Here is a 15,786-nt window from a genome sequence, read left to right as displayed (position 1 = left end):
ATGGGCTCACGCCGGAGGGCCGCTCACCGTTCGCTCTTGTTCATCACGCTGCGCGCGACGTACGAGCGTGAGAATTTGGCCCAACCCACGTCAGGGTAAACGCGCTCGGGATCGTCGCTGTCGATCTTGACGGCGACGGGCTTGCCCGGCTCGACCATGGACAGGGAGCTCGTGTTCATCTCCCACTCCGTGTTCGCGAGGTACGCCGCCCCGCTCGACGGCTGTACCTCGAGCCGGAGATCGACGAACGCCATGGCGCCGTCCTCGAACGTGCCGCGCGTCCGGCTCGAGACCACCCTGGCCTGGGCGGCCCGCGCGCGGGCCGTCCGCTCGCCGAGCTCGGCCATCCGCTCCTTCGCCGCGTCGATGCGGGCGTCCTCCCGGCGGAAGACGAAGAAGAGGACGACCGCGACGACGAGCAGCGGCACGAGGACGGCGGAGATGGCGATGATCGTACCCATGTCGCTGCGCGATCTTTCCTTGTGGCTCACGGGCGCTGCGCTGCGGCCCGCCCGCAGGTGGCGGCGGTCACGGTCGAGCTGCTCGCGGACGGGGAGAGCGGGCCCGGCTCGCGCTCCCCGTCGCTCGCCCTGTCAACTGAGCACATGGACGCCGGAGAGGTGGTAGCGCAGGGCGGTCATCGCGAGCCGCGTCGGTAGCTGAGAGATCTTGGCCGCGCCCGTCTCGATGGATGTCGGCTTCACGGTGAGCTCGATCGCGCTGTTGATCGCGAGCGAGGCGCCCCATTTGTACGAGAGCGCCACGCCGCCCGTGATGTCGAGCTTGGCGGCGTAGGTCGCCGTGAAGGCGGCGGAGAGCTCCAGGGTCGCCTTCACGCCGACGAAGGTGGAGACGGCGGCGCCGACGGCGTTCGTGTTCGAGGCGCCGAGGAACGTATCCGACTTGACCCCGGCGACGACGTTGACGTTGTTCGACGCGTAGAGCTTCTTGAACGGGCCGTGCGTCTTGAGCTCCTCGGCGCCCTTGATCTCCCCCGTCAGGTTGCCGTCGACCTTCTGGATCATGTTGCTCTTGACGCTGACCTCGCACTGGTCCTGCGTCTCGAGCGTGAGCTTGCCCTTGCTCTTGACGGTCGTCGTCCCTGCCTGCGTGTCGACGAGGGTGTTTCCGGCCTTCGTGGTGACCGTCGTGTCCCCGGTGTTGATGTTCACCGTGTAGTTGCCGGTCTTCACCGTCGTCGTGGTGTCCCCCTCGACGTTGGTGGTCATCTGGCCCGTGTCGACGTCGGTGAAGAGGTTGCCGCTCGTGACGTGGAGCCACGTGTCGCCCTTGACCTCGGTGTACGACGTGCCGGCCTCGACGTAGAACTCGTGGATCCCGGACTGGACGTGGGTGATCCAGTTGTCCTTGATCGTGGCGACCCACGAGCCGCCGCCGTTCAGGCCCACGGTCTGGTCGAAGTTCTTTCCCGCGTCGAGCAGCGTGTTGTCGTCCGTCTTGACGATGAGCTCGTGGTCGTCGTTCGGCGCGCCCATGCGCAGGTACGTGTTCGAGTACGGCGTCGACAGGGTGACGCGCTGCTGCCCTGTCCTGTCCTCGAGCTCGAGCCGGTTGCGCCCGCCCGTCTGGATGACGTTCTTCGTGTGGTTGCCGCTCGTGATCGGGCTCGGCGTGAGCGCGTTCGGCACGACGCCCGAGATGACCGGCCGGTCCGGGTCGCCGCCGAGGAAGCTCAGCACCACCTCGGTCCCCCGGCGGAGCGGGAAGTGGAAGCCCTCGATGCCGCCGCCGTGCGGCTGCATCATGCGCACGAACGTCGAGCCCTTGCCGCCCTTCAGGTTGCTCTCGTCGAACTTGAATTTGACGTTGTACCGGCCGAGATCGTCGATCTGCGCGTATTCGCTGTCGGCGGGGCCGTCCACGGTGCCGTTCTCGTAACCGTAGATGCGCGGCCAGGGCGTGCGGCACTCCGCGCGCATCTGCGTCTTCGCCGGGATGGCGGTGAGCTCGACGAAGTAGGCCTCCTCGTGCGGCAGATCGAGCAGCTCGCGGTACCCGGTGGCCCCGGCGAGCTGGTTGCCGTAGTGGTGCGCCTCGATGGTGAGGTGCTTCGCGTTGAACGCCGCGCGCGGGTGATCGTCGAGCTCGAACGTGTAGCCGGGCCGCAGGTGCAGCCGCGTGCCCGTGCCTCGATAGAGCACCTGCCGGGCGCGCAGCTCCTCGGCGCGGAGCCTGGCGAGCCGATCGCCCGCGGCCGGCGAGAAGAAGCGCTCGCCGTAGAGGCTCACCTCGCCCGCGCCGCTCGGCGACACGCGCGCCGAGCCGGAGATGTTCAGGTTCGGCCGCGCATAATCGTAGTCCTTCAGCTTGATCGACGCCGGGAGGGTCGTGTGCTGGCTCGTGAACGTGCGGAGCGACATCCCCGCGCTCACGTCATACCCGATCTGCGGGTGATAGCGGACGGGCGCGCCGATCGGGTCGTCCTCGTACGTCATCGCGTCGCAGAAGACGATCTTGTCGCCCTCCAGCGTGTGCTCGAAGAAATAGTAGATGCCCTCGCGCTCCATCCACCGCGAGATGAAGTCGAGATCGCTCTCGCGGTACTGGCAGATATGCTCCTCGACCTCGTAGCTGCCGAGGCGCATCTCGTACTCGTCCGGCCCGATGCCGTTCTCCTCGAGGACGGCCTTGATGACCTCGGGCAGCGCCTGCCGGGTGAAGATGCGGCTGTGCTTCGAGAGCCCGAGCAGCCATAGCTTCGGGACGAGCACCGCCCGGAGCAGCGAGCGGCCGTCCATCTCGTGCACCACGCCGGCGGTCGCGAGGACGCCGGAGAAAACGAAGGGCGGCAGGTTGTCCTTGGGCCAGTCGAGCACCAGCGAGGCCTTGGCCCCCACCGCGTCGGAGAGGTCGAGAGACTCCGCTTCCTCGCCCTGGAGCAGGAGGAAGATCTCGATCTGATACGGGCGCGAGATGGCCTCGACGCCGCGGAAGCCAATGACGCGCGTGGTGACGGGGAGCGCGCCCGAGGAGATCTTGATAAGGTCGTCCATGGCTTTTCCTGGTTCAAGAGGGCACTTGCTGGTGCCGCTAAGGGGTTCGTCCGGCTGACCGTCCGGGGGCGCCGCTCACAGAGCTAGGCAGAAATCCGTCATGCGGTCAACCTCCTGAGGAACCGTTGATGCCGTCATCGGCGGGTGGGATCTCGACGAGGGACCGCAAGATCGCGCCGCTCGATCTCGCGTTTGCGAGCTTGACCCCATAGACGTTGGCGCCCGCGAGGTCCGCGTCGCGCAGGTCGGCGCCGTCGAGGTTGGCGCAGGGGAGCCGCGCCTCCTTGAGCTTCGCGGAGCGCAGGATGGCGCCGGCGAGGTTGGCGCTGACGAAGCTGGATCTCGAGACGTCGGCCTTGCTCCCGTTGACGTCCGCGAGGATCGCCCGGTCGAAGACGGACTCGGTGAGGCGCGCCTGCCGCAGGTCGGCGCCCTCGAGCGACGCGCCCTCGAAGCGCGCGTGCGACCCCCTCGCGAACGCGAGGTCCGCGTGGTCGAGCCGCGCGGAGGAGAGCTGCGCGCGGTCCAGCGTGGCGCGGGAGAGATCGGCGCGGGTCAGGTCGGCCGCGTGGAAGCTCGCGTCCGTCAGATCCGCGCCGCTCAAGTTCACCCCGGCGAGGCGCGCCGACGCGAAGTTGCACCGGGTGAGCGTCGAGCCGGCGAGGTTCAGGCGCTCGAGCGAGGCGCCGCTGAAGTCGATGCCGTCGAGCTCGACGCCCGCGAGCTCCAGGTCGTGGAGCGGCTGCCCATTCCTCAGGCGGGCGAGCAGCGCGGCGCGCAGGCCCCGCGCCTCCGGCTCGGGCAAAGGCGCGGCCGGCGCGGCGGCGATGGCGCGGGCGGACGCCGGCGCGGCGGGCGCGGCGGAGCTCGGGGGTGCAGCGCGGGTGGACGCTGGGGCGGCGCCGTTCGTGAGCGTGGCGCGCGTGGACGCCGGCGCGGCGCGCGTGGACGCCGGCGCGACGGGCACAACGCCGCTCGCGGGCGCGGCGCGGGTGGACGCCGGCGCGGGGGCCGGCTCGTGAACGAACGGCGGGGCGACCGCAGGGCTCTTGCCGTCGCGCGCCTCGGGCGACGGCGCCGGCGGCGCTGCGAGCTCGTCGAGGCGCAGCGACGGGTCGCTCCCCGGGCGCGCGAAGGGCATCGCAAACGGCACGGATCCCGGCGGCAGCTCGCCTGGAGGCGGGGGCGCCGGCGTGAAAGGCAGGACCGGCGACGGCGGCGCGGGATCCTGACCGTCGGTGGTGTGCGCGTCGGCCCAGGGCGCGAGGAGGCTGCTCACCCCGGTGAGCGCCGCCTCGATTTCCGGCGTGAAATGGCTGACCGCGCGGGGCGGCGGGCGCAGCGGCGTCGCCCGGGAGCGCGTGCTCCAGGGCGCTCCCGGGATGGTGCTCCCCCGGGCCGGAGGCCCGCTCCCGGGCTCGGCGAGCGCGAAGGGCGCGAGCGGCTGCCCCATGCCCGCGACGAGGTCGGCGACGCGGGTCTCGGCCGTGACCTCGTCCTGGATCACCGGGCGCCTGGCGCTCTCCGGCTCCTCCTCCACGAAGCCTGGCGCCTCCGGGCCGCTGCGGGACGAAGGCGGCGCCGCGAGCGGCGCGGGCCAGACCAGCGGCCGCCCCGGCAGCTCCACGCCCGCGACAACGCGCATCCGCGCCGGCGCGTCGCCTGGCTGCAGGGCGACGTTCCCCCGCCAGATCAGCGAGCAGAGCAGGCGATCCGCGTCGATGCTCAGCGTGTCGGCGACGAGCTCGATCGGCTGCCCCTGGTCCTCTCCGCCCGCGCCGACGCGGTAGAGCCGCGCGAGCCCGCGCGCCGAGGGCAGGCTCGACCGGAGCCAGGGGTAGTGCGGGTGCAGGCCCTCGAGGAAGATCCACTCGTCGCCGCGGAGGAACTCGATCTGCTGATCGGGAGGCGCGGCATGGAAGTAGCGAAAGTCGAAGCCCGCATCGAGCTCCGGGACCGGCCGGTCGGGCGCCTGATCCCGCGCGAGGAGGTGCCTCCTCGGGGCCCAGCGCCGGGAGATCGGGCCGAAGCCGGCCGGCCGCGTCGGGTCGGCCGGATCGACGATGCTCGGCAACGCAGCGTCGGCGCCCACGCCCACCGGGTTCGCGTCGACATGCGGGCCGCCGTAAGCGCGCTCATAGACGATCGGCACCCGGCTGAACGGCCGCGGGCTGGGCGCCGCGCGCGTGTAATCGCCGAAGACGTGGAGCACCTTGTTGAGGATCCACCGATCGTCCCGGAAGAGCGCGACGCGCACCGAGAGCGACGTCGCGGTCTCTCCGGCCGGCGCGCAGGCGTGCCCGCGCACGAGGACCCCCGCGCTCGGCAGATAGGGCGCCGTCTCGCACGCCTCCTCGAGGCTCCCCCACCCCTCACGGGGCTGGTCGGAGCGCGTCAGCTCGGCCGCAGCGGCGAGCTCGGCGCACCGCTCGTGGACGAGGGCGAACGTGGCCTTGACGACGACCGTGAGCCGCTCTGCGCCCTGCATGCGCCACAGGACGGCACCGCAAGACGATGGGGTCAGGGCAACGACGGAGAGGGGCCAGGGCGATTGCACAGCGCGGGTTGACGGGGCGTTGGCTCGATGCTGCGGAGGACCCCAGGTTCGGCAACATAGCGCCCCGCGCCTCGCCGACGCAAGCGCAGGACATGGCCAGCGAGGGCGCGTTGTCATCGGGCTTTCTCTCTCTCGACCATGTCCCTGTGAAGATCTTCCTGTGACCGCCCCGTGTGGGATGTCCGCGGGCATGGTGTGAGGATGAGATAGGACCGCCTCAGCCAGGTGGGCAAAGATGAGCGACGGCGCGCGCTGGAGCATCGGAGCTCCGCGCAGCGGTCCCGCTTCCCGCTGACAGAGCTACCGATCTCGAAGACTCGAGCGGAGAGGAGCTCTCGTTTCGACAGACGAACTCCGCGCGTGTCGCTCCGCGCGCGCATCGTCGAGACATCGACTCAGGCTCAGAGTCGGAATCAGAGCGGGCGGTGACAGCCGCGCGCGAGCCACGATGACCCTGGTCGATCCCGCCTGCGCACGCATGCTCGGCCGAGCCTCTGTCTTCCAGACGGACGAGCCCGTCGGATTGCATCCCGTCGGACTGCATTACGGCGAGCGTCGCCGCTTTACCAACCGCAATACTCCGTCGCAGAGCGCGAGTCTTTACGTTTGCGCGCATGAATTTTCCCGCATGTTTTCGGCCAAAATGGCGAAACCTTCGATTGACAGCGCAAGGAAGCTCTCGAATAGGAACGACACCACACGACGGCCCACCATGCGTTTCTATGCTGACCTTCACGTGCACTCGAAATACTCCCGGGCGACGAGCGGCGATTGCGACCTCGCGCACCTGAGCTACTGGGCTCAGCGCAAGGGCATCGCGGTGATCGGCACGGGGGACTTCACCCATCCGGCGTGGATGGCCGAGCTCCGCGAGAGCCTCGTGCCCGCCGAGCCAGGGCTCTTTCGCCTGCGGGACGACCTCGGCCGCGCGGTCTCGGAGCGGCTCCCCGGCGCGTGCCGCGGGGCGACCCGCTTCGTCCTCTCGGTGGAGATCTCGACCATCTACAAGAAGGGAGATCGGACCCGCAAGATCCATCACCTCCTCTACGCGCCCGACTTCGAGGCTGCGGACCGGATCGTCCGCGCGCTGTCCAGGGTCGGCAACCTGACCGCCGACGGGCGGCCCATCCTCGGGCTCGATTCGCGCCACCTGCTCGAGATCGTGCTGGCGTCGGGCGAGGGCTCGTACCTCGTGCCGGCGCACATCTGGACGCCGTGGTTCTCGGTGCTGGGCTCGAAGGCCGGCTTCGACGCGGTCGAGGAGTGCTACGGCGATCTCGCGCCGCACATCTTCGCGCTCGAGACAGGGCTCTCGTCCGATCCCGCGATGAACTGGCGGATCTCCGGGCTCGACAGGTACCGGCTCGTCTCCAGCTCGGACGCCCACTCGCCCGCGAAGCTCGGCCGCGAGGCCACGGCGTTCGACACGGCGCTCGATTACTTCGCGATCCGGCGCGCCCTGGAGACCGGTCAGGGCTTCTGCGGCACCGTGGAGTTCTTCCCGGAAGAGGGGAAATACCACCTCGACGGCCACCGCAAATGCAATGTCGTGCTCTCGCCGGCGGAGACCCGGGCGCTCTCCCTGGCGTGCCCCGTGTGCGGCCACCCGGTCACGGTGGGCGTGCTGCACCGGGTCGAGGAGCTCGCCGACCGCGAGGAAGGCGTGCGGCCCGAGGGCGCGAGCGAGTTCCGCAACCTGGTGCCCCTGCCCGAGGTGCTCGCCGAGCTCCACGGCGTCGGCGCCTCCAGCCGGGCGGTGCAGCGGAGCTACGACGCGGTGCTGTCGCGGATCGGCCCCGAGCTGTTCCTCCTCGGCGACGCCCCGCTCGAGGACATCGAGCGCGCGGGCACGCCCCTGCTCTCCGAGGCGATCGCGCGGATGCGCGAAGGCCGTGTGATCCGCGACGCGGGCTACGACGGCGAGTACGGCGCGATCCGGGTCTTCCAGCCGGACGAGCTCAAACAACGCCGCGGCGGCGGGCTCCTCTTCCAGCCGGAGCCCGCCGCGCCGGAGCCGCCTCCGGCCGGGGGACCCCCGCCGTCACGGTCGCGTCCTCCCGCGGCAGAGCGCCCTCCGGCGCGCCGCGGCCGGGCGCCCGCCGACGCCGCGCAGCGCCCGGCGCCGTCCGGGGAGGCGGACCGGCCCGAGGCGCCCGCAGCGCGCTCGTCGTCGGGGCCAGGCGGCCCGGGGCTGCTCGACGCGCTCGACCCGGAGCAGCGGGCCGCGGCGGAGCTCACCGAGGGCGCGCTGCTCCTGCTCGCGGGGCCGGGCACGGGCAAGACGCGCACGCTCACCCACCGGATCGCCCACCTCGTCGTGGACCTCGGCGTGCCGCCCGAGCAGTGCCTCGCGATCACGTTCACCCGCCGCGCCGCCGACGAGATGCGGGAGCGGCTCGTCGCGCTGCTCGGCGAGGCCGGCGGCCGCGTCCCGGCCATGACCTTCCACGCGCTCGGCCTCTCGCTGCTCCGCCAGCACGCGGCCGACGGCGCTCCCCCGAAGATCGCCGGCGACCACGAGCGGACGGCGCTGCTCGCCGCGGCGCTCGGGGTCCCGGAGCGGCGGGCGGCCCGGCTGCTCGCCGACATCGCGGCGCTGAAGCGGACCTATCCGCGCCACGCCGACGCGCACCGGCTGCGCGAGGGCGCCGCGCCGGAGGGCGGCGAGCTCGACCGGCACGTCGATCGCGCGTGGAAGGTGTACGAGGACGAGCTCGCCGCGCGCGGGCTCGTCGACCTCGACGACCTCATCGGGCACGCGATCCTCCTGCTGGAAGAGCGGAGCGAGGCGCTCGCCGCCGCGCGCGCGCGGGCCCGGTATCTCTCCATCGACGAGTACCAGGACATCGACGAGCGCCAGTACCGCCTCGTGCGCGCGCTGGTCCCCCCCGGCGGGAACATCTGCGCCATCGGGGATCCGGATCAGGCGATCTACGGCTTCCGCGGCGCCGATGTCGGCTTCTTTTTCCGCTTCCAGCAAGATTTTCCAGACGCACGCGTCATTCGACTGAAGCGGAACTACCGGTCGTCGCGTCCCATCGTCGAGGCGGCGCTCCAGGTGATCGCGCCCTCGCCGACGCTCGGGGCGCGGGAGCTCGTGCCGAGCGCCGGGGGCGCGGAGCAGGTCGCGATCCACGAGGCGCCCACGGAGGCAGCGGAGGCCGAGCACGTGGTGCACACGATCGAGCGGATGCTCGGCGGGTCCACGTTCTTCTCGATGGACAGCGGGCGGGTGGCCTCGCCGCTCTCGGGCAGCGAGGTCGCCTTCTCGGATTTCGCGGTGCTCTACCGGACCGAGGCGCAGTCCGAGGCGCTCCGCGAGGCGTTCGCCCGCTCGGGCATGCCGTTCCAGCGGCGGTCCGAGCGCCGCGTGGCCGAGCGCGCGGCCTCCGAGGCGCTCGCGCGGGCGCTCGCCGGCACCCCGCCCGGGCCGCTCGCGGCGCGGCTCAAGGGGGCCGCGGCGCGGCTCCGGGAGGAGGTCGCGCAGCCAGGGCCGTCCATGCCCGCGGAGGGCGCGGCGGCCCCGGCGGAGGCCGACGCCGCGCGGCTCGGCGAGGCCGACGTGGACGCGGCGCTGGAGCTCTTGCTGCCGCTCGCGGAGCGCTGCGGTGGGAACCTCGACCGATTCCTGATCGAGCTCGCTGTGTGCTCCGAGGTCGACGCCTGGGATCCGCGGGCCGAGCGCATCTCGCTCCTCACGCTCCACGCGGCCAAGGGGCTCGAGTTCCGGGTGGTCTTCCTCGTCGGGTGCGAGGACGGCTTGCTGCCGCTCCGGTTTCCCGGCAGGGGCGAGCCGGACATGGACGAGGAGCGCCGGCTCTTCTACGTCGGCATGACCCGGGCGCGAGAGCGGCTGTTCCTCACCCGCGCCCAGCGGCGCGCGCGGCACGGCAAGGTCGAGGAGACCGAGGTCTCGCCGTTCGTGCGCGAGGTCGAGGAGCGATGGCTCCAGCGGGTCGGCCCATCGCCGGAGGCGCAGCGGCGCTCGCGCGCGGACGCCGATCGCCAGATGAAGCTGTTCTGACCGCCGGGAGCGCGGTTATTTGCTCGCGCCGCCGAGCCGCTTCTGGCTGGCGCACGCCGCCTTGTCCTGCGTCCGCGCGCACTGGTCGGCGTAGAAGGCGCGCGCTCGCTCCTTGTCCTTGCTCTCGAGCAGCGGACCGAACGCGTCGCACGCCTTCTTCTCCCTCCACTGCGTGCAGGCCTGCTCGTACAGCGAGAACGCCCGCGCCGGGTCGGCCTTCACCCCGTCGCCGCGCTGGTAGATCTCCGCGGCGCGCAGGCAGCCGCCCGAGCCGCAGACCTTCTCGTAGAGCGCCGCGGCGCGCGCCATGTCCTTCGGGATGCCGGTCCCCTTCTCGTACATCGCCGCGAGGCTCATGCAGGCCTCGGCGCCGAAGCCCTTCTCCGGACATCCCTTCTCGAAGAACGCATAGGCCTTCGCGACATCCCTCGGGAGGCCATCGCCGGCCGCGTACACCGAGCCCGCGGCGTTGCAGGCGCGCATGTCCCCGAGGGTGCAACCGCGCGTGTACGCCACGAGCGCCTTCACCCCGTCCTTCGGGGCCCCCTGCCCCTTGCGCAGGATGTCCCCGAGCTCGAGGCAGTCCTCGGGCTGGCCCGCCTCGCACGCGCGCTGGAGCACGCCCACGGCCACGGCGACGTCCTTCGCCGCGAGCTTCCCCTCGACCAGCATGTTGCCCAGCGCGCTGCAGCTCGGCCCGTGCCCGAGATCGCAGCCGCGTCGGAGGAGCGCGACCGCGCGCGTCGTGTCCCGGGGCAGGACCGCCTGCGGGCCCTCCCGGAGGTACCAGTCGGCCACGCTGAAGCACGCCCAGCCGTCGCCCAGCTCGCACGCCTTGTCGCCGAACTCTCGCACCTTGGCCCGCGCCGCCGCGTCCGGGGGCACCCTGGCGCTCAGGACGTCGCGCATCTGCTGGTTCCCCCGCGCGTAGCAGGCCTGCGCGACGCCGGCCGCGCAGGCCTTCTCGAACAGCTCCGCCGCCCTCGCGTCGTCGCGCGGGAGGTCCTTGCCCGTCAGGTAGTGGATGCCGAGGTGATAGCAGCTCCCGACGTCGCCCTTCCCGCACTCCGCCGCGCACGCCCTCGTGTCCGCCGGATCGCACAGGTGCGCGGGCGCGAACGACGGCGGCGAGCATTTCGCCCCGCTCAGCACCGTCCCGGCCGGGCACGGGCTCGACAGCGCCGGGAGCTCCGCCTCACCCTGCTTCGCCGCCGGCTGCTCGGACGGCGGCGCCTTGCTCGCTTGCAGCGGGACGAGCTCCAGGCGCAGCGGCGCCTGACAGCGCTCCGTGGGCGCATGCGCGTCGGGCTTCGCGCTCCGGCACGCCTCGAGCTCCCCTTCCTTCGTCGTGGTGCCGCCCTGGCCCGACGCCGCGGCGGACGTCACCGCCGAGAAGACCTGATCGACCGTCCGCGCCGCGCCGCGGCTGCCCGGCGTCATCGCGAACGCGCCGAGGAGCGCTGAGCGCACGAAGTGCGTCGCGCCGTCGCAGCTCCCCGAGAGATCCTGCGGCGAGACCGACGCGACCGTGGTCGCCATCTTCCCCGTGGGCACGAGCGCCACGTCGATCGCGTTCGCCCCACCGCCCTCGATCGCGGTGCTCAACGCCGGGGCGCCGAAGGGAACATTCGCCTGCATCTCCGCAGGGTTTGTCAGCTGTACGACGTTCTCGCTGCGCGCCACGCCGGCGTAGGAGTAGGAGCCTGCGAGCTTGCACTGCGGGAGGAGCTTCAGCGTCGTGCAGTCGTACGAGACGACCGCGACGCCTTCTTTCATCGCGAGCCCGAGATCGGAGCGGCGGGTCGCGAGCCAGTCGACGATGAGCGGCTCGGTGTGGCCGATGGCCGGACACCCGCCGCTGCTCGCGCTGGCGCTCGCCTCCGGCGAGACGATGGGCCGGGGCGCATGCACCACAACCTCTGGATCCAGGCCCGGTCCACAGGACGTCGCTGCGAGCGAGAGCCCAACCACGCACATGTCGAAGGCGCGCTTCATCGAGGCGACAGAACCATGAGCCGTGGGGTCCGGTCAATAAGGCGAGCGCGGCAGCGCGCGGGCCACGCTGGCCGCGCCGGGCTATGCTCGCGCGCCCCGAGCCGCCATGAGCACACCCAGGTCCCAGGAGAGACTACAAGAGAGCCTGAGCCTGGTAACTCAGCTCCTCGAAAAGCAACGCGTCATCGAGACCCTGACCCACAAGCAGGAGAGCAAGAACAAGGAGCTCGTCGAGTCGCTGGTCCACCGGCAAAATCTCGCGCTGCTGCAGAGGAAGCTCAGGGATCTGCACCCGGCGGACCTCGCCCACATCATCGAGGTGCTCCCCCAGGCCGATCGCGTTGTGGTCTGGGCTGAGCTCGAGCCCTACCGCGCCGCACAGGTGCTGCTCGAGGCCTCGCGCTCGGTCCGCGACTCGCTCGTCGAGGCGACGGCGCGCCGCCGCCTTGTCGCGCTGCTCGGCCAGCTCGACCCCGACGATCTGGCCTATGTCAGCGAGTCGATCGACCCCGAGGTCCTGGCGGAGGTCTACGGCTCGCTGGACGCCCGCGAGCAGTCGCTCTTCCAGTCGACGATGGCGTATCCGGACGACGCGGTGGGCCACCTGATGAGCCCGGAGGTCGTCTGGGTGCGCGACACCTGGGACATCGGCGGAGCGCTGGAGGACGTGCGTCGGCGAGGCGAGCTGCCGCCGCGCACCGAGACGCTGTTCGTCGTCGACGCGCGCCACCTGCTGCGCGGCGCGCTCTCGCTGAAGGACCTCTTGCTCCGGGCCCCGAGCGCGCCCGTGAGCGCCGTCATGTCGCCGGACGTCGTGAGCTTCACGCCCCACGACCGCGCCGCCGACGCGGCCAGGGCGTTCGAGCGGTACGATCTCATCGCGGCGCCGGTGGTGGACGAGCGCGGCAAGCTCGTCGGGCGGCTGACCGTGGACGTGATGATGGACTTCCTGCGGCGGCAGGCCCAGAGCGAGGCGCTGCGGCGCGCGGGCCTCTCGGGCGAGGAGGACTACTTCGCGCCCGCGTGGACGAGCGCCAAGAACCGCTGGCTCTGGCTGTTCGTCAACCTGCTCACGGCGTTCGTGGCGTCGCGGGTCATCGGCCTGTTCGAGAGCACCATCCGGGATCTCGTGGCGCTCGCCGCGCTGATGCCGATCGTGGCCAGCGTCGGCGGCAACACCGGCAATCAGACGGTGGCGCTCATGATCCGCGGCCTCGCGCTCGACCGGATCACCCGCGCGAACACGCGCCACCTGCTGCTGAAGGAGCTCTCCGTGGGCCTCATGAACGGCGCGCTCTGGGGCACGGCCGTGGGGCTCGCCGCCGCGGCGCTCTACGCCAGCCTCTCGCTCGGGCTGGTGATGGCCGCGGCCATCCTGCTCAACCTCGTGGTCGCGGCCATGGTCGGCTGCGCGGTGCCGCTCGTGCTCCACCGCCTCGGCCGCGATCCGGCCCAGGGAGCGAGCGTCCTGCTCACGTTCACCACGGACAGCATGGGCTTCTTCATCTTCCTCGGCCTGGCCAGGGCGTTCCTCGTCTGACGCCGCCGCGGAGCCGCGGGGCCGCGCTACGATCCGGCCATGGACACCGACCCTGCGCCGCAGCGGCCGCTCGTCGCCATCCGGTATTGCCCCAAGTGCCGCTGGCTCACCCGCGCCGCCTGGCTCGCCCAGGAGCTGCTCATCACCTTTCCTGACGAGATCGACGTGCTCCTGTCGCCGGGCGCGAGCGGCGTCTTCGACGTCACGCTCGACGGCGCCCTGCTCTTCTCGCGCGCCGCCGCGGAGCGCTTCCCGGAGCCGAAGGAGCTCAAGCAAGCGATCCGCGACCGCATCGACCCGGAGCGCTCCCTCGGCCACTCCGACAGGTGAGCCGCGCGGCCGTTCAGATGTCGAAGTCGAGGATGGCGGCGTCGATCTCGGAGCCGCCGACGATCGCCGGGATCTGCGAGGGCGAGGCGACGCGCAGGCGCGGCGCCTCGATCGCGACGCGCTGGCCGCCGGCGACGCTCTTCGTCAGGAAGACCGAGCCGCCCACCACGCTCCCCTGCCCCAGCACCGTCTTGCCGCCGAGCACCGTGGCGTTCGCGTAGATGGTGACGTCGTCCTCGACGGTCGGGTGGCGCTTCAGCCCGCGCGCGCCGCGCGAGTGCTGGGGCAACGACAGCGCGCCGAGCGTCACGCCCTGGTAGAGCTTGACGTGCGCGCCGATGTCGGTCGTCTCGCCGATGACGACGCCGGTGGCGTGATCGATGAAGAAGCTGTCGCCGATGTTGGCGCCCGGGTGGATGTCGGCGCCCGTCCTCGTGTGCGCCCACTCGCTCATGATCCGGGGCATGAGCGGCACGCCGAGCAGGTACAGCTCGTGGGCGACCCGGTGGACCGTCACCGCGAGCAGGCCTGGATAGGCCAGGATGACCTCGTCCATCGACGCCGCCGCGGGGTCGCCGTCGTAGGCCGCCTGCACGTCGAGCAGGAGGCGCCGCCGGACCTCCGGCAGCCTGCTCACGAACGCCCGCGCCACGTCGCGCCCGCGCTGCCGGCACTTCGGGATGTCGATGCGGTTCGCGTCGACGGTCTCGTCCTGGAAGCACAGGCAGCGCTCGATCTGCCGCTCCAGCTTGGCTTGCAGCGTCGAGACCAGCGTGCCCACGTGGTAGAGCAGGTCCTCGTCCGACAGGTCCTGCCGCCCGTGGTAGCCGGGGTAGAAGATCTGGAGGAGGAGATCGATGATCTCCGTGATCTCCTGGCGCGACGGGGTGAAGCGCTTGTTGATGTGATGGCCGCGGGGGTCTTCCCGGTAGCCCGCGATCAGCGCCTCGACGACGCCATGCAGATCGCCCGCTGGGACAGGGGCGTCATCACACTTCTTGCTCACATCGACCTCACGAGGCCTTCATGCTCTCGACCTCGGCGAACATGCCTTCGAACAGGGGCCCCGAGAGGTAGCGCTCGCCGGCGTCCGGCAGGACGACCACGATGGTCTTCCCGGCCCACTTCGGATCGCGCGCGAGGCGGCTCGCCGCGACCATCGCCGCGCCGCAGGAGACGCCGCAGAGGATGCCCTCCTCGCGCGCCAGGCGCCGCGACATGGCGATCGACTCGTCGTTGGAGACGGCCTCGACCTGGTCCACGAAGGAGATGTCGAGGTTCTTGGGGACGAAGCCCGCGCCGATTCCCTGGATCTTGTGGGGCGACGGGGTGAGCGGCTGGCCGGCGATCGTCTGCGCGATGACGGGCGAGTGGACCGGCTCGACGGCGACGGAGTGGAGGGCCTGGCCACGGACGCGTTCGAAGTAGCGGCTGACGCCGGTGAGCGTGCCGCCGGTGCCCACGCCGGAGACGAAGACGTCGACGTTGCCGCCGGTGTCCTCCCAGATCTCGGGGCCGGTGGTGGTCTCGTGGATCGAGGGGTTCGCGGGGTTCTCGAACTGCCGCATCAGCACGTACCGGCCCGGGTCGGAGGCGGCGAGCGCCTCGGCCCTGGCGATGGCGCCGTTCATCCCCTGGGGGCCCGGCGTCAGGAGGAGCTTGGCCCCGAGGGCCACGAGCACCTTGCGCCGCTCCATGCTCATCGTCTCGGGCATGCTGAGGATGCACTCGATCCCGCGCGAGGCGGCGGCGAAGGCGAGCGCGATGCCGGTGTTGCCGCTGGTCGCCTCGACGATCGCCTTGCCGGGGCCGAGCAGCCCGCGCTGCTCGGCGTCCCAGACCATGGCCGCGCCGATGCGGCACTTGACCGAATAGGCCGGGTTCCGCCCCTCGATCTTCGCCAGCACGGTGGCGGACGCGCCGTCGGTCACGCGGCGGATCCGGACGAGCGGCGTGCGGCCGATGCTCTGAGTATTGTCGTCGTAGACGCGGGGGAAGTTGGTCATGGGGGGCCGTCGTGGTGAGGGGGAAAGAGAGGAGATCCAGAGGCGCCCCTCGCTGTCAAGGCCCACGTGCGCCGCCCCTCCGTCGCGCCGCATTTGCAGAGCGCGGCGCCCCGCCCAGGTCGTTCCAGCGCGCGGCGAGCGGTCTGGAACGACGCCGGTCGCGCCTCTGCGCCTGCTCGCCCGGCGCGCGTGGGATCGCGCGGGGAGCGCCCGATCGGCAGCGGCGCGGCGGGGTGAACGTCGGGGCGCGCGGAGGCGCACCGCGCTGACCGGGCGTCCCCCGTCGCGTCGCGGCGACCCGTTGGACCTGCAACGGCCCG

At 71.7% G+C, this 15,786-nt stretch carries 9 protein-coding genes; 3 read left to right on the top strand and 6 right to left on the bottom strand.

The window, feature by feature from the left end; genetic code table 11:
* Positions 1–23 precede the first annotated feature (23 nt).
* From WME96_RS18100 to WME96_RS18090, 3 genes are all read right to left on the bottom strand, one after another.
* Entirely contained in the window at positions 24–461 is a 438-nt protein-coding gene (locus tag WME96_RS18100; RefSeq protein ID WP_437291369.1) for a hypothetical protein, read from the bottom strand.
* A 132-nt stretch (positions 462–593) separates the two neighbouring features.
* Positions 594–3,014 (bottom strand): type VI secretion system Vgr family protein, encoded by a 2,421-nt coding sequence (locus WME96_RS18095; RefSeq protein ID WP_437291368.1) that lies wholly within the window; start codon positions 3,012–3,014, stop codon positions 594–596.
* A gap of 106 nt (positions 3,015–3,120) precedes the next feature.
* Entirely contained in the window at positions 3,121–5,502 is a 2,382-nt protein-coding gene (locus tag WME96_RS18090) for a DUF2169 domain-containing protein (protein ID WP_437291367.1), read from the bottom strand.
* A 781-nt stretch (positions 5,503–6,283) separates the two neighbouring features.
* Between WME96_RS18090 and WME96_RS18085 the strand changes: the two genes are divergently transcribed.
* Complete coding sequence (locus WME96_RS18085; RefSeq protein WP_437291366.1) at positions 6,284–9,595, top strand: UvrD-helicase domain-containing protein; 3,312 nt, start codon at positions 6,284–6,286, stop codon at positions 9,593–9,595.
* Between the two features lie 15 nt (positions 9,596–9,610).
* Here WME96_RS18085 and WME96_RS18080 read toward each other — a convergent pair whose 3' ends face one another.
* Positions 9,611–11,506: an SEL1-like repeat protein gene (locus WME96_RS18080; protein ID WP_437291365.1), complete on the bottom strand. Its 1,896-nt coding sequence runs from the start codon at positions 11,504–11,506 to the stop codon at positions 9,611–9,613.
* A 190-nt stretch (positions 11,507–11,696) separates the two neighbouring features.
* Here WME96_RS18080 and mgtE point away from each other — a divergent pair, with 190 nt between their 5' ends.
* Both mgtE and WME96_RS18070 read left to right on the top strand, forming a co-directional pair.
* Complete coding sequence (gene mgtE / locus WME96_RS18075) at positions 11,697–13,130, top strand: magnesium transporter (RefSeq protein ID WP_437291364.1); 1,434 nt, start codon at positions 11,697–11,699, stop codon at positions 13,128–13,130.
* A 39-nt stretch (positions 13,131–13,169) separates the two neighbouring features.
* On the top strand, positions 13,170–13,460 hold the full coding sequence (locus tag WME96_RS18070; protein ID WP_437291363.1) for a SelT/SelW/SelH family protein: 291 nt from the start codon (positions 13,170–13,172) through the stop codon (positions 13,458–13,460).
* 13 nt (positions 13,461–13,473) lie between these two features.
* Here WME96_RS18070 and WME96_RS18065 read toward each other — a convergent pair whose 3' ends face one another.
* Both WME96_RS18065 and cysK read right to left on the bottom strand, forming a co-directional pair.
* Positions 13,474–14,466, bottom strand: coding sequence for a serine O-acetyltransferase (locus tag WME96_RS18065; protein ID WP_437291362.1), 993 nt, complete (start codon positions 14,464–14,466; stop codon positions 13,474–13,476).
* Positions 14,467–14,473: 7 nt separating this feature from the next.
* Entirely contained in the window at positions 14,474–15,466 is a 993-nt protein-coding gene (gene cysK / locus WME96_RS18060; RefSeq protein ID WP_437291361.1) for a cysteine synthase A, read from the bottom strand.
* Between the last annotated feature and the right edge of the window lie 320 nt (positions 15,467–15,786).

It is taken from the genome of Sorangium sp. So ce406 (assembly GCF_051474675.1).
Classification (GTDB): domain Bacteria; phylum Myxococcota_A; class Polyangia; order Polyangiales; family Polyangiaceae; genus Sorangium; species Sorangium cellulosum_G.
The sequence above is the reverse complement of the archived record's forward strand: the minus strand, read 5'-3'. Positions and strand labels throughout refer to the sequence as shown.